The organism is Bacillota bacterium (genome assembly GCA_040755295.1).
Lineage (GTDB): Bacteria > Bacillota > Desulfotomaculia > Desulfotomaculales > Ammonificaceae > SURF-55.
In genome coordinates this window covers 1-22,519 of the sequence record JBFMBK010000012.1, presented here as the reverse complement: position 1 = coordinate 22,519, position 22,519 = coordinate 1, and the positions used below count along the sequence as shown (strand labels likewise).

Here is a 22,519-nt window from a genome sequence, read left to right as displayed (position 1 = left end):
ACAATTTTATGACGGTGTCTCTTTAATTGCAAGACCAACGGTCACACCACATACCTTTATTGGTCAAAGCCTCCCGGTATAGGTTCATAACACGGCCGGCCATTTTTTCAACCGTAAACAGCTCAGAAACCCTTTTCTCCCCCGCCGCACCCATTCTCCGGGCCAGGTCTGGCTCTTCAAGGATTTGGGTTATGCCCCACGCAAGGCCTGCCGGGTCGGCGGAGCGGACCATAACCCCCGTCTTACCGTCAACCACCACTTCGGGGACGCCGCCTACCGCCGTCGCCACCACCGGCAGCGACGCGGCCATCGCTTCCAATAGTATGAGGGGGAGCCCTTCGGTCACCGAAGGCAGTGCGAGCAAATCGAGCGCTCCTAGTACCCGGGGTATGTCCGTACGCGCTCCCGTGAAGATAAACCGGTCCGCGACACCGAAGTCCCCGGCCGCTTCTTCCAGTTCTCGCCTTAACGGACCGTCGCCGACAATTAGAAAAAAGGGGCGTTTCTCCGGAGGGATAAGCGCCGCGGCCTGAATCAGTAATCTTACCCCCTTCTGCGGCGCCAGCCGGGCAACCGTTCCCACCACCGCGGCATCCGCAGGCAGATTAAGACGCAGCCGGAGCGCGGCACGTTCCTCTGCGACGCGGAACGCCGCCGGATCGATCCCGTTGTAAACCGTTACCACCCGGTCCGGTTGAAGTCCCTCCCGGTCAAGCAGTTCCTGCCTCAACGCATTCGAAACGGCGATTATCTTAAAGGTTCCTCGCGCAAGCATGTTTTCGGCAATGGCGAATGCTTTCCTTTTGTACTCCGGCCATTGTTCGTAAAAGATGGAATTATGAGCGGTAAAAAAGACGACCGGCGTGCGTGCCAACCGCGCGGCAAGCCTTCCCACCAGACCCGCCTTGGAACCGTGCGCGTGCAGTATTACCGCCTTTTCCTTCCGGAGCACGCCGGCAATACGCAAAACCGCAGCGGTGTCGCGCGCCGTCTTTATCTCACCGGGCAGGGATACGGTAAAAACCCTTGCGCCTGATTCGGCCGCCTCAAAGAGCTTTTCTTCGTATGGACAGGCAACCACCGGCTCAAAAAGATCCCTGTCCGTATGCTCCAACAAATTCAGCAGGTGACGCTTCATCCCGCCCGCCGCGGGCCGAATGACGTGAACTACCTTAAAACGGTTCAAACATCATACTCCTATAGGTTTTTCGCCGCAGGACTAAAACTTCCTTTATAAAAGGAAAACTCCCCGCCGCCGGCGGGGACGTCTTTACTTTCTTAATACTGGGCCATTATCGCGTCGGTCGGACAGCTTTCCGACGCCTCCTGGCAGATATTTTCCAGGTCATCGGGGACCTCGTCCTCCACCGCCTTGGCCTTTTCTTCAGCCTCCATCCATTCAAAAACCTCGGGGCACAAATCAACACAGGTACCGCAGCCTATACACAAATCCTGATCAACTTCCATACGCACTAAACGCATCCCCTTCCGGCAGGTTTTCAACGGTTTAAGTTTGCTCCGCCGTCATAAAAATATACACCTGCCCCCCGGCACAAATCGTTTAACCGGCGGGGTACGAACTTATCCCGGCCTTTTCCGGTCGGCAAGAACCACAGAGGTTTCCACCTGGCGCTCGGGAATCTTCCAGTACCTTTTTAACAGACGGTTTTTTTCCTCTGGAGAAACCATCCGGAAACCGTGTTTTTCGTAAAATCGGACCGCCCATACTGCGTCCGCCCACGTGCCGATTAGTATCGGCCGAATTGTCTGCTCCCTCAGGTGGGACAGCAGTTTCCCGCCCACACCCCGGTTGCGCCTGGCCGTCCGGACATAGGCGTGGCGGATAAGCGTCACATCCTGCACGTCCTGAATGCCCATCACGCCGACCAGCCCGCTTTCATCCTCATAGCCCCAGAACACGACACCTTCACCTATCTCATGCCGGAGTTCATCCCGTGACATGTACGGCTCCTTCCACCGGTCCGCCGGGATAATGCCCTTGTAAGCCTGTGCGGCATCGTTGACTATCGTGTAGATTCTCTCAAAATCGTCTTCAACGCACTTACGAATCATCGTTTATCCCTCCGGCGAAATTATTCTATTTATTCTGAAAGTTAAAAATAATCATAGCCGATAACATAACGGAAAACGTTACTTCCTACTCACAATGATAATGCCTTTTCCCTCCGAATCGTTTTTAAAATGTAGCAATAAATATACCAATATATTAGAATTGTTTGTCATTACCTTTTAAAAAAATAAACCGCCGCAGAAATACGGCGGTTATAACCAGACCTTTTAGAACAAGACGATACGCAAATTATTTTCTACATGCAAAACAATTCCTTTTACTTAATCCAGTTCGTTGGCCACACACTGCATTTGATCTCTCACGCCGCCACCTAAAAGGGTTAAAGCCGCGATTACCACTACGGCCACCAACGCCAGAATCAATCCGTATTCCGCCATTCCCTGACCTTCCTCTTCTTTCCAAAGCCGCCGCATAAGTTTCTTCATCATCGTTTCCCCCCGTTAGATTTATTGCGAGTATTATCTCAATACCCAAATTCTATTTTAAGGAATAAAGAGCGATTGTACATGCTACGGAGGAATAGACTAAAAATAACCGGAGGTATACTTTTTGAATGGTGCTTTGGCGGAGGGGCACGGTAGACTTTGGTTTAACATCCCGACGCCCCGGTATTATGGACAACCTGACAACAAAAACCGTTTCCTCTATCTACCCCTGGGAACGCTCCTGCACCAGTCCCCGGGAAAAGGCGTAAAGAGCCGCCTGGGTTCTGTCGTCAAGGCCTAATTTGTCGAGTATTTGACTGACATGTTTCTTAACGGTAAATTCGGTTACAAAAAGCATTTGCGCAATATCACGGTTTGACATTCCTCGGGCCAAGGCTAAAAGAACCTCCTTTTCCCGGGGAGTGAGCTGCTCCAAGGGGTCTTTTTCGTCATGGGTCACCAACGCCTGAACGATTACCGGATCGATATAGGTCCGCCCTTTCGCCACAAGGCGAATAGCGTTTATTATTTCTTCGGGAAGAGCTTCTTTAAGGATATAACCTTCCACCTTTTCTTCCATGGCCCGCCGGACATCGGCGCGTTCGCTGTACGCGGTAAGGATGATAAAACGGCACCCGGGCGCGACGGCTCGTCCGCGCCGGATGATATCGAGCCCGTATTCCCCCGGTAGTCTGAGGTCTACCACCGCAACATCCGGCTGCTTTTCCGCCAGCAGTCTGACCCCTTCCTCACCGGAACTCGCCGTGCCCGCTAGTTCGATATCCTCATACAACCGGGCGATGGAACCTATCCCCTGAAGCACCAGCGGATGGTCGTCGATCACCACCATTTTCAATGACTGATTCCTCCTTCAAAAATAAATCAACCGCCAATCCAGCACTCAGGCTCTGAGTGCTGGACAAGAACGCCATGTATCAAGAAAAGGATTATGTGATAAACAGTTAATTCGCTGGTTCCACGTAAATTTTTATTCGACGTGGCGTCGCCTAAGGCGGCACGGGGCACTCCTTAAAAAAGACCAAACTTATCATCAAAAATCGATATCGCTGAATGCATAAACGGTTTCGGGGCGGATTGGCTCTGCATGGCTCAGGCTTTATCTCCCTCAGTCGCTTGTCCCGGCCTCCTGGGAACAATACACCTTACCAGGGTGCCCCGGCCCGTATTGGTAATCTCGAGTTCACCGTTAAAACAAGCCGCCAGTTGCTTCATGTTATGGACCCCGAGTCCCAATCCTTCACCCGGCATACCGTTTGATCCGGGTTGGTAGCCGCTGCCGTCGTCCTCAACCTCAAGGACGGAACCGGCAGGCGACATCGAAACCCGCACCTCCAGGGACCTGCATCTTCCGTGCCTCAAGGCGTTGCCGGTCGCTTCCCTGACTATCCGGTAAAAAGCGTTGCGCAGCGCCGGGCTCAGTGTTTCCTCGCTTCCTTCCGCCTTAAGATCCACCCTGATGGCGTTCATCCTGGCAACACCGTTCAGGTAGGAAGCCAGACCCGCTACGAATATGCTTTCACCGCGCTTACGCGGGCTGATTCGGTAAATTGAAGCCCGCAATTCCCTTGCGGCCTGATTTGCGGTATTCTTAACCAACTGTAACTGACGCTGAACCTCTTCATCCTGCAGACCGGCCTTCTGCCGGGATAATGAGTGAAGCGCGCATGAGATACTGAATAGATGTTGAGAAACGCCGTCGTGTATTTCATTGGCGATCCTGTTTTGTTCCTCGCTTACCAGCAGCCGGCCCCCCAATTTTTCGGTCTTTAACCTTTCGAGAACGATGGCGCCCAGTTCGGCAAGGAAATTGACGGCCCTGTCACGGTCTTCCGCCTCTCGGGTATTTGCAGGTTCAAGGTAACCCAACATGCCGAAACATTCGCTCTGAGATATTATCGGAACGCACGTCAACCGGATCCCTGCTTCATCGAAAAAAGCGGAAACCTTTGTTTCCGGCTCTTCGCGCTCCCATATCCTGCTTATTTCCCCTTCAAGGTTGATGCGGGAGTATTCATCTTCGCCGTTACAGACCCTTACGACCGGTTTCTGCTTTTCCTGCGTCTCCCCGCGCATGAGCAGGCACGCCGCCGGACAGCGGGAAAGAGTCTTCGCGTATTTGGCAAGCAGCAGGGCAAACTGAGCGGTGTCTTCCTGCGTGGAAAAGGCTTCTAATGCCTGATAAAGCGAGGAAATATGCTGCAGCGATTGCTCGCTGGCGGACAGGGCCTCCGCAAGACGCGCATAGGCCGCGGACAACTGGTTGACGAGGCGGGTAAAAAGCTGTACCGCCGAGGTCAAAAGAATAAAGACCAGCAGCAGCCAGGATTTCTCGGCGGCGATATCCAGGAGTGATTCCTGACTGCCGGCACATATGGCGCTTGTTTCGGTCGCGGCCGCCAAAAACACGACCACGGTTGTCCAGCAGTGCCCGGTGGGAAGATAACACGCCGCCGCAAATATCGGATTGAAGGCGTACCAGATAAAGGGGCTTTCCAGCCCTCCGGTCGGCAGCAACAGCGCCACAATCACTATCGTCTCCATGCCGATGAGCTTCAACCGGTGAACGAGAGAGTCATCGGCGGCATAAAGGCGCTGCGTGAGCCACGCCACCCCCAGCATCGGCAGGATCACCCCGATCTTAAAAAAAGCGGGGGACGCGGGTGGGCCCAAAAGGTAGAAAAGAGAGGTCAGAGCAAGGGATAAGTAACGGTAAAACACCAGGGCCTGACTGAGCGATACCCTGGGCTGGGCAGTGAAACCCCGGGAGCCCTGAATTCCCAATCTGCCGAACAACCACTGGAGTCTTTTAATGGATTGTCGCAAAACCGCGGTCGTCATGCGTATCCTTTCTTCGAGCATATCGGGGATGGACCGGCCGCACGTATTAATCGGGACCGGCAAACATTAGCCGCCTTTTAGCAGAAAGTCCGGGTGGAGCAGTAAAGAAGAAAGATTTTTGCGCGATCTTATAGATCACTGCAAAACGCGTGGGGCCAGAAAACCTGCGGCGGACTCGGGGAAAAAGCATACCCGGTCCCGGCAGATAAGCTTTAATACCTGCAAAACCTGCGCAGACGAAAGGTTTTCGCCTAAAATAAAGCTGTCCGCGCCGGCGTTAATTGCGTCCGCAACGTCTTCCGGATGCTCCGACAAAGCGTACGCTACAATGGTTGTCGACGGGCAGGCTCTTTTCAACCGCTCAACCAACACTGCGGTCCGGCTGAATTCCTTCACCCGGTAAACGATAACATCCGGCTGCAGCCTTCGGGCTTGTTCCAGAAAACTCGCGTCCCCGTTAATCAGAATATCGAGCAAATCGAAGGTGTCCCGGCCTTGTGTGCCGATTACCGATGCCAGGGTTTGAGAGTTTACGATTATTTTAAACCGCTCCATAAGTGTTCACCTTAACCGCGTCTTTGTACAAATCTCAACCGGTTCCCGCGTATTTCAAAGCTAACTTACCACGAACATTCTTTTGTGTTCAATCGACCTTGTGGTGGAAAAACGGTCGATTGTCCGACGGGCAGGCTTAATCCTGAGTGACTCCCTCTAGAATAGTCAACCGCCAAGACGCCAAGAACGCGATGAACTAAAAAATGAATACATGACAATAGTTAAATCGCTATTTCCAGCGTCGATTTCCGTTCTTCGTTGTGCCGCGGCAAATCATGGACAACCTTTTTTCAATCAGTCTCCATTAAAATAAGAAACCGGGCAGGCGCAAACCCGACCCGGCTCTCTGTTTTAAGGCTTTTATTGAAGAATTTTTAAACCGTATCTGTAAATTCTGACTTCTGACTACTGGCTTCTGGCTTCTGAATTCTGATCCCGAACTTGGCGTCTTGGCGGTTAAAAATTAAATCATTTCGCTTCCACCAGCCCCATCCGCATGGCCGTAACCATCGCCTCGGAACGGTTCCTCACCTCGAGCTTGCGGAAGATGCTCCGCAGGTGCGTTTTCACCGTGGATTCCGAAAGAAACAAGGCCTGGCCGATCTCCTGGTTCGAAAGGTTTTTACCCAGAAGACAAAGTATCTCGCGTTCCCTCCCTGTCAAGAAGCTGGGGACAACCGGTTCGGACGCTTTCCTGTTCCGGTCGAAAAACTCGGAACCCAACCGGGGAAGGCAGAGCATACCCGCCTTGACGATCAGTTCCACCGCCTGCACTATCTGGCGGGGAAGGAGGCGAAGCGGCAGGCAGCCGCGCACCCCGGCCCTGATCAACTCGATAACATCGAAATGATTGGGGTCTTCCACCATTACCACCACAAGGCTGAAGGGGCACTCAAGTTTCAGTTCGGCGGTGACCGGAACGGGATCTTCATCTTCGAGTTTCCAGACGACCACATCCGGACGGAGACGCACCGCCGTCTCTACCAGTTCCTCGTCGGTCGCGCTCCCGACCACTTCGAAAACCGCGTTCTCCGAGAATGCCGCCGCGAGGCTCTCACGCCACCTGGGCGACCGGCCGCCCACAAGCACCTGGAATTCTCCCATGTTCCTACCCCCCCCCGTCCAAGTTCCGCAAAGAGTTCTTTACTTCCTAATACACAAGGTGTAAAGGATATGGGAAATAACTCATCCGGACAACCCGTTTATTCTCCGAAAGGCTGATACAAAAGTATACTTTCGTATACTTTTAGGACATATTTCACCCTTAAGTATTAATTCGGCTTAATCCTTATAAATCCTTTAATCTTTTTCAATAAATTTCAATTCAATAAAGAAACCCTCAGGTTCGCCACTGCCGGCCAACTTTGCGCCAAGTTCCCTCATTCTCCTGTTTTAAGCAGGGGTTTAAGGTGATTAATCCTTAAGATGGGGGCAACTCATTGCCAGATACAGGACGACTCAATATTCGGCGGGCGGTGGACCCGCAGGACTAAGCCGGAGCGCCGCAGGTCAACCTATTTTCCTCCTTGAGAGGGATGGAAGTTGAGGGTTGACATGTGTTAAGTTCTAATTGTTATTTTCATCCGCTTCCGCGAAGCGGGTGAGCGTCCAAAAGGCGACAACAAATCCACAATAGAAAGGAGGGAAAATGTGAGACATAATAGAGCGAAAACAACGGCCAAACTTCTGGTCCTTACCCTGGTCTTCGCGCTCTCCCTGGCTTTTGCCGGAATCGCGTATGCTTGTGAATGTATAGTTGAATACATGCCTAACGGGGATACTTCTGGTGGATGTAATATTCCAGGTCCAGTGGTTAAGTTCAACGTAAATGAACCGGGCAATTACGATACCAGCTGCCTTGATAACGATATCGTAGAAGGATGGGCTAATGCCTGGAACTGTGGCGGTCTAACCGGAATACAGGTCTATGTTAAAGGCGGACATTATTGCTCATTAGTTGATCTTATTAAAGATCCCAATACTGGGCTCGGCAGCGCTATTGTTCAAAATGGTGATTGCGAGTTTCTTATTACACTCACTAATGTATCACCAGACGGAGTGTGGTACTTCAACATCACCCAAACGGCTAGCGGCACAGGTTGCGGGTTGAGCCACTGGGGCTTCAGGCCCGCTGGCGATCCTGTTCCGTGTAAAGGCAGCATCTGCGGCATGAAGTTCAACGACGCGGACGGTGAAAGAGACAAGGATGAGACCGACTCCGGAATTGAAGGATGGACCATACTGCTCAAAGATGCGCTAGGAAATGTAATCGACAGCCAAGATACCGACGCCAACGGCGAGTACTGCTTTGAAGACTTGTCCGAGGGAACTTACACCGTTGAAGAAGTACCGCAGAAAGGCTGGGACCAGACTTATCCCGAAGGCGGCACCTACACAGTTACTATTCCTACCGATAATGTATGGAACATCACCGGCAGGGATTTCGGAAACTGTGAACAGGAAACGCCTGACTACTACATCTGCGGCGCCAAGTTCGACGCGGATACCGAGGACGGACTGGAAGGCTGGAAAATCATCCTTTGGTCGGTCGACGGCGACAACGCTACCGTGATGGCATGGACCTATACGGACGCAGACGGCAACTATTGTTTCGGTTTCGACGACGAACTGCAGCTCGTAGCGGGTACTTACCGGATCAGCGAAGAGCTTCAGCCGAACTGGAGCCAAGTCGTTCCGGAAGGCGATTACTATGAAGTGATCTTAAGCGAAGAAAACCCGAACGAGACCGGTAAAGACTTCGTCAACCGTTACGAGGAACCTGAAACGTACAGCATCTGCGGGTATAAGTGGAACGACCTGGACGGCGACGGCGAATGGGGAGAAGAGCCCGGTTTAAGCAGCTGGACCATCAACCTCTACGTTTACAATGATGAGACCAAGAGCTGGGACTTCGTTGAAGATGAGACCACCGGCGAGAATGGTAATTACTGCTTCACGGGCTTGGGCGAAGGCACTTACAAAGTCTGTGAGGTGAACCAGAGCGGCTGGAACCAGACTTATCCCACTGACCCTAACTGCTACATCGTTACCTTCCCGCAGCAATTTGTTTTGACGTCGTTATCCGATATTATCACGCCGGAAGTGCCGATCTACAACTTCGGCAACCATGAAACGCCGACCTACAGCATCTGCGGCGCCAAGTGGAACGACCAGAACGGGAACGGTATATGGGAGCAAACGGAGGAGTATGCCGAACCTGTTTTGAGCGGTTGGGAAATCAGGCTTGAAGGCGAAGGCGTCAGCAGGCACGTTTACACTGGTACTGATGGTCTGTACTGTTTCGACGGCCTCTTGCCCGGCACTTACACCGTCAGTGAAGTCCTCCAGTCCGGCTGGCAACAGACCTATCCCGCTTCGCCCGGAAAGCACCAAGTCGTGATAGTGGACGAAAGCCATGAATTTATCGACTTCGGTAACTACTATCCGCCCAACGGCGGTGACGAAGACGGCAGCATCTGCGGCACGAAGTTCAACGATGTCAACAATAACGGCGCAAGGTGTCCCGGAGAGCCGGGACTGCCCGGCTGGACCATCATCCTTTATAAGCTTGCGCAAACCGACTACTACACGACTTACGTGCCCGAACCGCAGTGGGTCGAGTATGCCAGGACGACCACGGACGGCAGCGGTAACTACTGCTTTAACGATCTGCCGGCCGGAACGTATAAGGTCGCGGAAGTGCAGCAGTCCGGTTGGACGCAGACCTATCCGGCTTCGCCGGGAACCCATACGGTCGAACTGGATGAGGGACAAAACGTGACCGGCAAGGACTTCGGCAACTATTATCCGCCCAACGACAGTTGTGACGGCAGCATCTCCGGCATGAAGTTCAACGACCTGAACAACAACGGACAGAAGGACGCCGGCGAGCCGGGACTGTCCGGCTGGAAGATCAAGCTTTCTGGAGCTAACGGCCTCATCAGGGAAGCCAACACAGGGTCTGACGGTACATATTTCTTTGGGAACCTGGGTTCTGGAACCTATACGGTAAGCGAAGAACAGCAGTCTGGGTGGACCCAGACCTGTCCCGCCGCGCCGGGTACCTACGAGGTCATCATCCGTAGTTGCGAGGATGTGCGCGACAAGGACTTCGGCAACTACCAGCCTGGCGGCGACGGTCCGGATTACGGCAGCATCTCCGGCATGAAGTTCAACGACGCTGACAATAACGGCGCCAAGGACAGCGACGAATCAGGGCTGGACGGTTGGACCATAATCCTCCGTAACAGTCAGGGAACCGAGGTTGCCAGGACCACCACCTCCGGCGGCGGTTATTACAGCTTCACCAACCTTAATGCAGGTACTTACACCGTCGAGGAAGTGCAACAGTCTGGGTGGACCCAGACCTATCCTGCCGCCCCGGGGACCCATGGGGTCGTCATCCGCACCTCTGAGAGCGTGCGCGATCAGGACTTCGGCAACTACCAGGCTCCTCCGTTGGTGCCGACAATCGTTCCCGAACCTGCGGCGCCGACAGTTGAAACTCCGTTACCCGCTCCGGTGCCCGAGCTGCCGTTTACCGGCGGCAACGCGTTATTCTTCGTGTATACGGGTCTGGCCCTTATCGGCCTGGGGGTCGCGGGCAGACACCGGTTCTAACTGATTGACTTGAATCTGTTACAGAAGAGATGGAACCCGAATGAACCTTAAGCCACTTAAAAAGTCAAGTCTGATTCTGATATTTTTGGGGGTAACGCTGGTGCTTTACCCCCTCTTCTCTTCTTTTTACGCGCACTACCAGCAGGCACGGCTTAAGGCGTCGCTTGCCGCCCAGGAAAAAAGTTCCCCCTCAAAATACAATAAGGCTGACAAAAACGACCAGAACCCCGCCTTATCCGACACTCCCTCCGATAATATCCCCACGGGTGAAGGGTTTATGGGCGCCGTTATTGAAATCCCGGCCATCAACCTGTCCGCAGCCGTGGTGAAGGGAACCGCGCGGTCCGGCCTGAACAAAGGTCCCGGTTGGTACGAGCAGTCCGCCCTGCCGGGTCAGGGCAACACCGCCATCGCGGGGCACCGCACCATGTACGGCGCCTGGTTCCGCCACGTCGACCGCCTGAAGGCCGGTGATCCGATAATCCTGAGGTACGAAGGGAAGGTTTACCGTTACGAGGTGGAAAGGGTTTTCCCGGTCGCGAACAACGACTGGAGCGTCATCAAGCCGTGCGGCTACCCCGTCCTGACTTTGACCACCTGCCACCCGGTCGGAAGCGCCCGCCAGCGTCTTGTGGTCCGCGCCGCCCTTGAGGAAACCACTTCAGCGGACTGAATCGTCAATAATATAAAAAGGCGGTTCAAGACAACCGCCAAGACGCCAAGATTCCGAAATTATTAACTTTAAAGAGACGAAACAAAATATTTTTACTGCAAAAACGCGGAATTCTCAAAGAATAAAAATATCTTTTCAAGGCCCAAAGCCTTATGTTCCAAGTCAAGAATCAGAAGCACACGAGCTCAGGACAACAGCCCTACTCGTGACTTTCTATTAATTCATCTCTGTGTTCTCTGTGCCTCTGTGGTGAAGCTTTGATTCTCTTGTGATTTGGTGTGGAACATGGCGTCAAAGGCCCTACGACCTCTCAGATATACCGGTTAAACGGCTGGACGTTTCCTTCCCTCCTGACGACTCGGAAGCCTTTGCTTCGGGGCAGTCAAATTCAAACTCATATCCCCTGACCTTAAAACGGTCGCCGTGAGCGATCTGCTTCCGGCTTCGCGGGTTGCCGCTGAAAACGCCCGGCGCCTCCTGAAAAATAATAAAGGTGCCCGGAAAGCTGATCGCCATGTAGGTACCTTTCCTGGTGATTTCGGTTTCCGTGCCTTCTTCAACCTTTTTAACCCTCTGGGTTCTCGTCATCTTTTTTATCTTGAAAGAAAATGAGCCGTTTTTTACCGGCAGGACAAAATCCGCCCCTGAGCCGTTTTCCGTGGCGATAACAACCTCGTTCTTTTTGGTTATTGTCAGGTCGAGTTCGCCTCCGGCGCCGCCCTCACCCTCAACCCGATACTTCAGGGCGCCCTTGATCCTTGCGGCCAAACGGTTTCGCCATATGTAAAGCACAACGGCCAACAGACATAACAGTATTACTCCGCCGCCGGCAGGCAGAACCACGACTCCCGCCAAGCCGGGATATGTGCGGCCGGCTGTATGTGCCGGGAGCACATTAACCTGCCCCAGGGTCACCTTCTCCGAAACCTTTTGTCCCCGGTATACCCCCTCCATTGTCAGGCTCAGGGTAACCCGACCCTCTTTCCGGCATTCCAGCCATCCCGAAAAAACACCGTCACCCTTAACCTTATCTGCGGAAGCTTCCCTGCCGTTATCCTCAAGATTGACCGACGCCAGTGTCCGACCTTCTATGGTTGCCGCCAGCGCCAGTTCTTCAACCGTTAGATGGGGTCCCGGTATCAACCTGTCCCGACCCAGTCTCAACCACGCCTCAACAGGCAGCCGACCGCCCGCCTGGCAGCTTTGCGGCGCGTATGACCCGTCAAGTCTCAGCTTCTCGACCGGGTCGTGCTTCTGCACCAGAAATATCGACTGAAAAAAGCTTTCCAGCGCCGCCGCTTCCGGCACGAAGAAATACTCTCCTCCCGTTTGCTGAGCGATCTTGCGCAGCAGTGGGCCGGCTTCCTTCCGGTGCAGGGCGATGCTGTGCACCGCCCAGCCGCGCGTTTTGTATGCGTCGCAGATCCCGCTTACTTCGTTCAGATAAGTATTCATCCTGCGCTGGTCCTGCACCAATGGCGGCAGGTCCGGCTCGCCGTCGGAGAGCAAAAGCGCAAAGCGCTTCCCCTCTCCCCCGTTCAACTCCGCAAATGCAGCTTCCAGCGCGCCTTTGATATCGGTGTTGCCGGAGGCGCCGATGGCGGTTACGAGCGTCAGATACTTCCCCCGGAATTGTTTTGCGCCGGCTTTTGTGAGCGGGATAAGCACCGAGGGCCTGTCGGCAAACTGGACGACGGTTATTCCATCGTCATCACCGAGCATTTCCACGACTTTCTGGGCCGCCGATATCCTTACCTTGTCGGGATCGTTGGATTTCATGCTCCCCGAACCGTCTATGATCAGAGCGACCGTTACCCTGTCCGGGATGTCTTCAGGCTGTTGTCCGTACGCACAGGCCGGCGGAAAAAGAAAAGAAGTAAACAATACGAATAGCACAAGAAATCGATTCTTGTCCATGGCGGCGTGCATTGCCTCAAAACACCTTCATGATTTGGAGGATTGCGGAGCCCATAATAATAATCATAAGCGCCGGGAAGATGCAAAATACCAGGGGGAAAACCATTTTGACCGGCAGCTTCATTATCATTGCTTCCAACCTCTGACGGCGCAGCGTCCGCATCGCTTCGGCCTGGCTGCGCAGTATCTGACCGATGGTTATTCCCATCTGTGTTCCCTGTATCACCATGGAAATAAAGCCGCTAAGATGGGTTGAGCCTACCCTGCGGGAAAGATCCCGCAGCGCAGTCTGCCGCGGTTTGCCCATCCTCATCTCCTGCAACGTCTTGCGAAACTCATCCGTCAGTGAGCCCTGAAGCTTTTCGGTCACCTTGGCGAGGGCAAGATCAAAACCTAAGCCGGCTTCAACGCTTACGACCAGGAGGTCAATAGCGTCCGGCAGGGTCTGTTCGATTTCGCCCACCCTCCGGCTGACTGCGGAAATCAACCATAAAAAGGCGGCGATAACGGTACAGATTGCCGCAGCTACAGAATAAAGCAACGCTATAACCAGGTTCACCCTCAGTAAAAAAGCCGCCGCGAACACGGCAAGCGCAAGCAGGATGCCGCTTACCATAACAACCGTCATAAAGGTACCCGCCCGCATTCCCCGCGGATTTCCGGCCTGCGTGAGTTTTCGCTCGACCCCGTTCTTAACGTTCGCCGGTAAAAAACCCGTAAAAATTATGACCATTCTTTTCCCCAGCGGCCTTAAAATACGCCAGCGGAAGGGGAGGCTTATGGGTTCCTGCACCTCATCCCCGGTCCTGGTTTCCTCAATGACGTTTAATCTCGCCCTGATGTCCGCCCGCTGTTTGGACTGCGCCCAATAAACAAGCTCTACAAAACAAAAAACGCCGATAAAGACAACCCCGGTTGCAATTAAAACCACACCCTACCGCCCCCTAAACCTCGACGTCGATTATTCTCCGTATGACTATAATTCCTACGATCTCCGCCGCTACAGCCATCAAAAGCATTACGCGTCCTTCAACAGTTGTAAAAAGTACACGGATAAGGGTCGGCTGCATCATGAATATAACAATGCCGACGGCCACGGGCAGCGCGCCTATTATCACGGCGGTAAGGCGTCCCTGAGCCGTGAGTGTCCTGGCCTCTCCCCTCAAACGTATCCTTTCCCTTATGGTTCCGAATATGTTATCCAAAACCTCGGCTAAATTTCCTCCCACCTCGTGCTGGATGCGGATTGCCGTTATAACCATCGACAGGTCCTTGTCGCCCGTTCTTTTCTCCAGAGCGGTCAGAGCCTCCTCCGTACCCCTTCCGAGAACGGTGTCCCTGGTAAACCTCCTCAGCTCGTCCGCCAGCGGGGAAGGAGCTTCCCGGCTGATAAACTCCATGGCTTTGGTGAACGCGTGTCCGGCCCGGAGATAATTAGCCAGCAGCATAACCATGTCCCCGATCTGGCCGTTTAGAAGATGTCGCTGCCGGCTTTCCCTGAAGGAAAGATATGAATGGGGGAACGCGAAGCCCGCCACCATTCCCAACAGCAGTAAAACAACAAACTCTTTATTACCCCATCCCATCACCCCGAAGCTGTATCGTACAGCGCAAAACAGGAGCAACGCGGCCATGAGGGCCGTCCCCAGGGAAAGCAAGAAGAACTCGTAAGGACGGTACAGCAGACGGGCGTTCTCCAATTTCCGCTCCAGCCAGGCCATGTACGCAGCCAGGTACGGGACGGCCTTCGGCGCCCTTCTGATCAGAACGCCCGCCGCCTCTTCCCCTTCGTCCCTGCGGACCATGGTTTCTTCCAGTGTGCGCAGTCTTTCGGCAACCATGATTCGTTTGCGCACGGCCAGGCTTAACACGGCCAGGGCGAGCGCGAATGTGGTGGTGAAGATAAGAACCAGCAGCAGGATAACACTCATTCAATACACCTCCATCAAGAACGGCGGAAGATTTGGGGCGGGAGGTTAATACCTGCCGCTTCGATCTTATCTATGAACCTCGGCACAACACGCGACGCGACATGGCGCCCGGTAATCCGTCCCTTTTCATCCACGCCTCTCGATTCGAACACAAAGATATCCTGCAGGCTGACGGTGTCGCCTTCCATCCCGGTGATTTCAGTAATATTGGTAATCTTGCGGGTGCCGTCCCGGAAACGCTCCTGGTGAACGATAAGGTTTACGGCGCTCGCGATTTGCTCCCTGACAGCCTTTACGGGAAACTCGATACCCGCCATCAGCACCATCGTCTCAATCCGGAAAAGCATGTCCCGCGGGCTGTTGGCATGGCCGGTGGTCAGCGAACCGTCGTGTCCGGTGTTCATAGCCTGCAGCATGTCGAGCGCCTCGCCGCCGCGCACCTCTCCCACAACGATCCGGTCGGGGCGCATCCGCAGCGAGTTGATAACAAGATCCCTGATCGCAACCCGGCCCTTTCCCTCGATGTTGGAAGGTCTCGATTCCAAAGAAACGACATGTTCCTGCTGGAGCTGCAGTTCCGCGGCATCCTCAATGGTGATAATCCTTTCGTTCTCGGGGATAAATGAAGAGAGCACATTCAGCGTGGTCGTCTTGCCGGAACTGGTGCCGCCCGACACCAGGATATTCAACCGTCCCTGCACACACGCCTTGAGGAACATGGCCATCTCGGTTGTAAGCGAACCGAAGGAAATCAAGTCTTCTATCGTATAGGGATCCCTGGAGAATTTCCGGATCGTCAGCGTGGGACCTTTTACGGATAACGGGGGAATAATGGCGTTCACCCGCGAACCGTCCGGCAAACGGGCGTCGACCATGGGCGACGTCTCGTCGAGCCGCCTGCCCAGCGGGCTGATAATTTTCTCGATGGTGTGGCGTATATGCGCGTCATCCTTAAAGCTGATGTTGGTCCTGATCATTTGCCCGCGTCTTTCTATATATACCTTTTTCGGGCCGTTCACCATTATTTCAATAACGCTGGGATCGTGCACCAGGGAGTCTATCGGGCCATACCCGGTTATTTCGTCCGTCACGCTGTTGATGATGCTTTCCCGGTCGGTCCGGCTGATCAGCTTTCCCTCGTCCGCCATAAGCTGTTGCAGTATTTCCCCGACGGCCCCCCTGACACGGGTTTTGTCTTTTTCGGAAAAACGGTCGATAACCGCATTCTCTTCCATCTGGTCGATGGTCACCTGGAACGTTCTGTCCCGCAGATGTTCGATATAGTCCTGTTTCTCGATAACCTGTTGATTAATTTCGGAAGCGGCCTTATTGTTAACCAGGTTTTTCCCCAGTTCGTACAAAGGGCCCGCTTTTATCCTCATATTTTTATTGTTCATCGCTTGTTACCTCCGGTTGAAAAGAGATTCTTTCAGACCCTTTTTCCCCGCAGGTTTTTCCGCCTTGTCTTCCCTGACGATAGCCTCGGCCATTATTTGAATACTGCGTCCGAATTCGGATTCGGGAAAACGGAAAGCCGCAGGAATCCCAAGGTTCAAACCGGTGAGAACATTCTTCGCGTCCGACGGAATGGTGGCAAATACCGGCAGTCTTAAGGTCGATTCTATGTCCTTGAGGTACACGCCGAAATCCACCCCTACCCGGTTCACGACGAGCCTCATCCGGGCGCGGGAAAAATTCAGTTTATCCATTACCATCATACAGGCCTTGAGGTTCTTTATCGCGCCGAGGTCCAGGGAACCGACAAGCAGGATAAGGTCGGACTGCTTCAGCACCTCCACCACCGGTTCCAGGAAAACGGAAGGCGCGTCGACGATTATGTAATCCCACCTTTTCCTGGCCACCGACAGTATTTTTTCCGCGTGCTCGGCGGTAAGAAACTCGGCGAATTCGGGGGTAAACGGCGCGGGAAGGACCATCAGGCCGGACTCGTGCTGTTCGAGATAGCTTTCCCAGAGGTCCTCATCGAGGTACTGGATATCGTTAAGAAGGTCGGTAAAGTGCCGCCGCTGGACGATGTTCGTCGCCACCGCAACCACACCGTGATGCAGGTCGAGGTCCCACAATACGGTCCTCTTTTCAAACTGCTTTGCCAGTGTGACCGCCAGGTTTACCGCAACGGTTGTTTTACCGACTCCTCCTTTGGTGCTGAACACGGTTATCACTTTTGCCTTGTGCCTGCCCGGTTCATCCCCTGCCCAGGGCGCGGGCATGGCAACGTTCCGTTTTTTCTGGTAGTCGTAGGCGGCATAAATCGCCTCGGCCAGCGCCGCCGCCTCGACCGGCTTGCCGAGCACATCCCTGGCGCCCACCTTGAGCGCCTTTCGCAGCGACTCCTGAAGCGGTTCGCCGCTCATTACAACGACGCTCATATTCACAAACCGCTGGGTGATTTCTTCCGTAAGAGTATAAGGCCCCTCCTGAATTTGATCGTCAATCAGGACCACGTTCGGCAGCAGTTCTGCCAGCATGTAGAAGGCGCTTTCCTTGTTGTTGGCGTCACCGACGATTTCGATGTCCTCTATGTTGGAAAGCATCTCCACAACGGCGTTCGTAGCCTCAACGTCCGGATATATTAGAAATACCTTAATGGGATACATATAACCCCTCCAGTGGTTGCTTTATTTTGAAGACACCGGCGCAAGAGTCACAATTTCCTTATCCACCGGTGAACGCAGGGTGAACTTCATTTTTCCGGTCGATTCCGCAAGCGTCAGGTTCTCGGCCTCCAACGGCGTCGCCATAAGGGTAACGCTCGGAACCAGCCGCTGCGTCCCGTCTTCCTGCGAGATGGATACGGCGCCCGTAGCCAGGACCTCCTTATTCTGCAGCATGGTCGAGGTCTGCGTGCCGTTATCATTCTCTTTAGTCAGAAGGATGTCAAGCCTGTCCCCCACAGTCGGGAAACCGGCCACGCCGGTTATCTCACTGACCGCCAGGGTTATGGCCCGCTGCTTGGGCGGGACCTTGTATGAGAAACGGTTCGGCTGTTCTTTGACCGCTATCTTATTACTGAGGATTATTTCGTCCTTGAGCAGCACCACCTTGGTGATCTTCCCCGCCGCATCTGCCGGCGCGCGCAGGGCCTGGGGGTGGGCGTACTGCTGCGGGATCCGGATCACGGTGACCATCTCCGGGGTTACCACCGTGTTGTAAGGTATCTCCTTAACCACGGTCAGAACCGGAACCATGGTTTCCTGTTTCGGTTGCGAATGGGAGATGTAGTAGTACGTGTAGCCCGCCGCCCCGGCGGCAAGAAGCAGCGCAATGATGAAGATCGTCCAGTTGTTCAGCTTCAACGCGTGTTACCTCCTGTTTTCGTAATGCCGAATCAGTTGACTTGTAAAAACCCGATACTACGTTATAAAACTTATTCAATAAGGTTAACGGCCCAGGTACCGAAGTCGGGAGTGCCCGGGCCACCGACCTGCCCAACCGCCAAGGAATTCATGAATGAGGCATATATGCTGCATTGACCCGAAGCATGACCATGACCTGACGGCGGCGTATAACTATCAATAAAAAAGGTTGCAAATCCTACCACATATACTTTTTTATCATTAGGCTGATAACAGCTTATGTCGCATACCGGCACAATGACTACCCGAGGACAACCCGATTCGTGATTGTCCCATTTACAATTGCTGCCTCCCGTACAGCGTTCAAAACGTGCATTATGCCCATCCTGTGGGTCCGTTTTTATAGCATCGGTGGTTTGATTAGTGTTATTTCCGTTAAGCGTAGCTATATACGTTCCAGCGCATACGGTACCGTCATAACCAAATTTAAGCCGTGTTTCATACTCGTCTTTATCCTGATTACCAGAGAAGGTTAAGCAACCGAATGACCCCGAACCAAATTGAGGACTCGGAGCAGCATCTTTAAGTACAAACGTGTCTCCCGGCTTGGGAACGTTTCCAGGGCCAGGGTCCTCGATAAAGACCGGCGTTGCACCCGGAGATGAACCAACCGGGCCTGTTATGGCCTCAGCATGTGCCGCACGCGTTCCTTTATCCACACCGAGCACCGGCGCGAAATGAAGGTCGTATTCCCCAGATAAATCCACAGTAATCTTATAGTTATATTCGTCAACCGCAATTTCGATTTTATTAGGGTCGGCTCCGTTATTGATTGCATAGTTACGAGCAAAATCATAAACTGAATTTACTAATGTAGTGTCATGCGGATCGGTACCGCTTAAAATACCGTTCGCGTATGTCTGAGCGCCGGCGAGCGCGGCCGCGTCCGCCGCCGCCACCAGCTTGCGCTTATTCGCCGAAAGCGCGCCCATGTCCACTACCAGGGCCATGAAACCAATGAGGACCACCAGCATTAGGGCTACAAGCACCAGTGTCGTGCCTTTATCCCCAGGACCCAGTTTTCGAAAAAGTCCCATATCAATTCCCCTTTCGGCTTATACCGGTCTAATATTCCACCATCATCTCTGCCTGGGACGACAGCGGTTTCGGTGTGCCGATAAGGTTGCTGATAATCGGCACCATTACATCAACCCTGCCTCTTATGTAAACCTCGACAGGATGGCTTATTTGTCGGGAACCGTCAGGATAAACAATATAATAAAATAGTTGTCCAGAAGATGGACAAACCGTAGGGTAAGTCGTAATACTACTGTTACTTGTAACGGTCGTGATATTCAATGTGGCAGCGGCATTCTCAATTGCCGTCTCTATTTCGTTTGTGTCGCTTGTCACCGCCGCTTTTCTGGCGCCTTCCCGCGCGGCGCTGGCGACTGTAAGCTGCGCATGGTAGATCCGCCCAAACTCGATGGTCCCAAATATGACCAACAAAAGCAACGGGACCACAAGGGCGAACTCAACCAGGGCCTGACCGCTGTCCTTTTTGTTTTTTACCATTAGAGCCTCACTGTCCCGTTTCGTCTATTTGCCTTGTTTCGTTTACTATTCCGATAACAGACCAAGCGCTCTGAGTTCAGGCTTTTATAAGTCGTTACCTCAGTCAACCAACGACCGATAAAATTAATACAGACCTTTTCCCTATCACCCGGACAAGCCGGAACCAAAAATATTTCACCACAGAGACACAGAGTTCACAGAGAACAGAAATATTAAGATGAAAAAAAAGCGTTTGTCGGTCGACCCGGAGCGAACGTTCATATTTTTATCTCGGCTTGAAACCTTAAATTCTTAACTTTCCGCGACCTTTGCATCCAAATAAAATCTTCGGTCCGGTAAAACTTGTGACTAATACTTGAGGACATGTAATACTCAAGTATTAGTCTTCGGAAGCCTCTTAACCCGTTTGGCGGCATTGGACAATTAAATAAAATCAATATTCACTCGCCAACCTCGATATTGTTCTGGAGGTCTTAGTTCTACTTCTACAATTAATACTTTTTTCCTGCTGAACCTGAATATATAACTGGAATCTAAGATTGTATTCCATTATGTAACGTTTTCATATGAAACTACAGGAAGGAGTGTAATAACCGCCCATCTTTCCAATCCAACGCCAACCCGGTTGGATCTATTCTAAAACCCCGTTTACACCTTTCCTTTAAATATTATTTACACCTTTATATCCCGTTTTTGAGCGGTTATATATGACAATTTTCTTTACTCATAGACAAATAGCGATTTTGAACCCTGTGTGGTTTGTGAGGCGCCGAGCGCCAATATTATTCGACGCTGCTGTTTTTAATTCCTGCGTTTTCACAGGTATATATTTGCGAAATCGAGTATGTTTGACGTATTCAGGAAATAAATGCTTGTTTTGTTGGCTAAGCGGGCGGAAGGTGAAATTATGGGTCAGGAGCGTTGTTACCGGCGCGCCCGGACCTGATAAAAGGCCCGGGCGCTGAGAAGGTCGCTGCAAGACCCCGCCGTCAACGGATGGTTCACCTTTTTTCATTAGAGGACCTAAGGGCCTTGCACCGTACCATGAGGTCCGCTATTTGTTCCTACGCTTCCGTCAACAGGTCGAGGATATACTCTCTCTCTCTTTCTCCGGGAGGTTTGTTGCGGCACATATACTGGATGTACCGGGCCTTTTCACTCCCGAAAAGCCAGCGGAAGTCTTCGGCGAAAACCTCCTCCGGGTTGGTGGCCCACCCGGAGCCATCGGTCTTGATGCCGCGGAACTTGATGTATTCCTGCAGTTGTTGGTCGCTGACCGACTGAAAACGAAGAATATGTCCGTACTCGTGGGCTATGGTATACGACGCCAGGTACGGCGCAAAACGCTCCACACGGGAAACGCCCTTTTCCACCCGCACCGTCTTGCTGGTATAGCGGGAGGAAGCGAAGAGGTATATCGATTTCTCCCCCGGAAGGGTGCAACCTGCCAACATCCCGAGCCCCGGGAGGTTACAGCGTTTTTCCACGGTATACACCGGTATTGTCATTCCCGCCAAAACCGGCAGTTTCTTTTCAAGATACTTAATCTCGGAAACCACGACGTCGTCAGGAGGGAGTTCCGCCTTACCGTAGGCGCAGTTTTCGGGTTGCACGCCGCTTATGATTGCGGGCATGATATTCAGATGCGCCGGGCTCGTCGCCGCCGTCGCGGCGCCGTTTCCGTATACGAGCGCCAGCGTTAACGCCAGCGAGATTACCAGAACCGCTTTCTTTTTCCTTGCCCTCTGATTCAACACCCCGTCTCCCTCCCCCATTGCGACGTACTACGACAACGCTCGACAATATTGTCGCATGGGGGTAAGGAGCGCACATGAAGCTGAGGTTTTATCTTTTTCAGGGCCTGAAGGGCGATTTTTTCCCGGGACTGTGGTCCTATCGCCCCTGGGACTTAAAGCATTACATCCGTACACCAGGTGCATATTGATATTCAAATACGTAAATGTTAAAATTAATCAGGAGGTGATCTTATGCGGACGACAATTGAACTTCCCAATGAAAAAAGAGCAAAGCTGCTGGCCATTGCGGCACGTCGAGGGCTGAGGGGTTACTCACAATTGATAAACGAGGCGCTTGATCTTTACCTTGTCCGGGAAGAAGAAAAGAAAGCCGGCGAGTTAAAAGAAATCCTTTCGCTGGCCGGCACGATCACTGAGAACGAAGTGGCTGCCGTCGAAGAGAGTATCACGGAAGTGTGGCGTAAATGGCGGTTGTCATAGACACTTGCGTGGTCATCGGTTTCCTGCGAGGGGCCGAACCTGAGAAAAGCTGCCTGGCCAACGTTCTTAAAAACGGGGAAGGACTGTTAACTTCCATAACTGTTTTCGAACTGATGCTCGGCTTGGAGCAGTACAGCAAGCGGAAAAATATCGCCCAGCAATTAGTTGATTTTTTATCAGTTGTCCCGTTCAATAAAGAGGCTGCCTGCATGGCCGCGAATATAGAAAGAGGACTCCGGCAGCAAGGTATGGTTATTGGGACGCGCGACGTTTTTATCGCCGGCACTTGCTTAGCTCACGGGTTAACCATTGTAACCG

Annotated in this window: 21 protein-coding genes; 4 read left to right on the top strand and 17 right to left on the bottom strand. The window is 52.8% G+C overall.

Features of this window, described 5'->3' with window-relative positions:
• Positions 1–22: 22 nt before the first annotated feature.
• From AB1500_09575 to AB1500_09540, 8 genes are all read right to left on the bottom strand, one after another.
• Positions 23–1,186 (bottom strand): glycosyltransferase, encoded by a 1,164-nt coding sequence (locus AB1500_09575; protein MEW6183405.1) that lies wholly within the window; start codon positions 1,184–1,186, stop codon positions 23–25.
• A gap of 92 nt (positions 1,187–1,278) precedes the next feature.
• Entirely contained in the window at positions 1,279–1,473 is a 195-nt protein-coding gene (locus AB1500_09570; GenBank protein MEW6183404.1) for a ferredoxin, read from the bottom strand.
• A gap of 108 nt (positions 1,474–1,581) precedes the next feature.
• Complete coding sequence (locus tag AB1500_09565) at positions 1,582–2,073, bottom strand: GNAT family N-acetyltransferase (GenBank protein ID MEW6183403.1); 492 nt, start codon at positions 2,071–2,073, stop codon at positions 1,582–1,584.
• A gap of 279 nt (positions 2,074–2,352) precedes the next feature.
• Positions 2,353–2,517 (bottom strand): Flp family type IVb pilin, encoded by a 165-nt coding sequence (locus tag AB1500_09560; protein ID MEW6183402.1) that lies wholly within the window; start codon positions 2,515–2,517, stop codon positions 2,353–2,355.
• 223 nt (positions 2,518–2,740) lie between these two features.
• Positions 2,741–3,367 (bottom strand): response regulator transcription factor, encoded by a 627-nt coding sequence (locus AB1500_09555; GenBank protein MEW6183401.1) that lies wholly within the window; start codon positions 3,365–3,367, stop codon positions 2,741–2,743.
• Positions 3,368–3,627: 260 nt separating this feature from the next.
• Positions 3,628–5,439 (bottom strand): histidine kinase, encoded by a 1,812-nt coding sequence (locus AB1500_09550; protein MEW6183400.1) that lies wholly within the window; start codon positions 5,437–5,439, stop codon positions 3,628–3,630.
• 72 nt (positions 5,440–5,511) lie between these two features.
• On the bottom strand, positions 5,512–5,931 hold the full coding sequence (locus AB1500_09545) for a hypothetical protein (GenBank protein MEW6183399.1): 420 nt from the start codon (positions 5,929–5,931) through the stop codon (positions 5,512–5,514).
• A 468-nt stretch (positions 5,932–6,399) separates the two neighbouring features.
• Complete coding sequence (locus tag AB1500_09540; protein ID MEW6183398.1) at positions 6,400–7,035, bottom strand: response regulator transcription factor; 636 nt, start codon at positions 7,033–7,035, stop codon at positions 6,400–6,402.
• 546 nt (positions 7,036–7,581) lie between these two features.
• Between AB1500_09540 and AB1500_09535 the strand changes: the two genes are divergently transcribed.
• On the top strand, positions 7,582–10,551 hold the full coding sequence (locus AB1500_09535; GenBank protein MEW6183397.1) for an SdrD B-like domain-containing protein: 2,970 nt from the start codon (positions 7,582–7,584) through the stop codon (positions 10,549–10,551).
• Positions 10,552–10,591: 40 nt separating this feature from the next.
• Entirely contained in the window at positions 10,592–11,224 is a 633-nt protein-coding gene (locus tag AB1500_09530) for a class E sortase (protein ID MEW6183396.1), read from the top strand.
• A 300-nt stretch (positions 11,225–11,524) separates the two neighbouring features.
• On the opposite strand, the gene AB1500_09525 is transcribed toward AB1500_09530, so the two are convergent.
• The 9 genes from AB1500_09525 to AB1500_09485 all read right to left on the bottom strand — a co-directional run bounded on the left by AB1500_09525 (position 11,525) and on the right by AB1500_09485 (position 21,721).
• The gene (locus AB1500_09525) at positions 11,525–13,153 is read right to left on the bottom strand and encodes a vWA domain-containing protein (GenBank protein ID MEW6183395.1); all 1,629 of its coding nucleotides are present in this window, start codon (positions 13,151–13,153) and stop codon (positions 11,525–11,527) included.
• Positions 13,154–13,157: 4 nt separating this feature from the next.
• Positions 13,158–14,072 carry a type II secretion system F family protein gene (locus tag AB1500_09520; protein ID MEW6183394.1) on the bottom strand — a complete coding sequence of 305 codons (915 nt, stop codon included), beginning with the start codon at positions 14,070–14,072 and terminating at the stop codon, positions 13,158–13,160.
• A gap of 13 nt (positions 14,073–14,085) precedes the next feature.
• The gene (locus tag AB1500_09515; GenBank protein ID MEW6183393.1) at positions 14,086–15,072 is read right to left on the bottom strand and encodes a type II secretion system F family protein; all 987 of its coding nucleotides are present in this window, start codon (positions 15,070–15,072) and stop codon (positions 14,086–14,088) included.
• A gap of 14 nt (positions 15,073–15,086) precedes the next feature.
• A complete protein-coding gene (locus AB1500_09510) occupies positions 15,087–16,469 on the bottom strand; it encodes a CpaF family protein (protein ID MEW6183392.1) in 1,383 nt (460 codons plus the stop codon).
• Between the two features lie 6 nt (positions 16,470–16,475).
• Positions 16,476–17,690, bottom strand: a complete 1,215-nt coding sequence (locus AB1500_09505) for an AAA family ATPase (GenBank protein ID MEW6183391.1) — start codon at positions 17,688–17,690, stop codon at positions 16,476–16,478.
• 21 nt (positions 17,691–17,711) lie between these two features.
• Positions 17,712–18,389, bottom strand: coding sequence for a Flp pilus assembly protein CpaB (cpaB, locus tag AB1500_09500; protein MEW6183390.1), 678 nt, complete (start codon positions 18,387–18,389; stop codon positions 17,712–17,714).
• Positions 18,390–18,460: 71 nt separating this feature from the next.
• Positions 18,461–19,486, bottom strand: coding sequence for a pilus assembly protein TadG-related protein (locus AB1500_09495; protein MEW6183389.1), 1,026 nt, complete (start codon positions 19,484–19,486; stop codon positions 18,461–18,463).
• A 28-nt stretch (positions 19,487–19,514) separates the two neighbouring features.
• Positions 19,515–19,964 carry a TadE/TadG family type IV pilus assembly protein gene (locus AB1500_09490; protein MEW6183388.1) on the bottom strand — a complete coding sequence of 150 codons (450 nt, stop codon included), beginning with the start codon at positions 19,962–19,964 and terminating at the stop codon, positions 19,515–19,517.
• Positions 19,965–21,028: 1,064 nt separating this feature from the next.
• Entirely contained in the window at positions 21,029–21,721 is a 693-nt protein-coding gene (locus AB1500_09485; protein ID MEW6183387.1) for a hypothetical protein, read from the bottom strand.
• A gap of 231 nt (positions 21,722–21,952) precedes the next feature.
• On the opposite strand from AB1500_09485, the gene AB1500_09480 reads away from it, so the two are divergent.
• Both AB1500_09480 and AB1500_09475 read left to right on the top strand, forming a co-directional pair.
• Positions 21,953–22,201 carry a hypothetical protein gene (locus tag AB1500_09480; protein MEW6183386.1) on the top strand — a complete coding sequence of 83 codons (249 nt, stop codon included), beginning with the start codon at positions 21,953–21,955 and terminating at the stop codon, positions 22,199–22,201.
• Positions 22,186–22,519: type II toxin-antitoxin system VapC family toxin (locus AB1500_09475; GenBank protein ID MEW6183385.1), on the top strand; the 334-nt coding region annotated here is incomplete at its 3' end. The genes AB1500_09480 and AB1500_09475, both read left to right, overlap by 16 nt.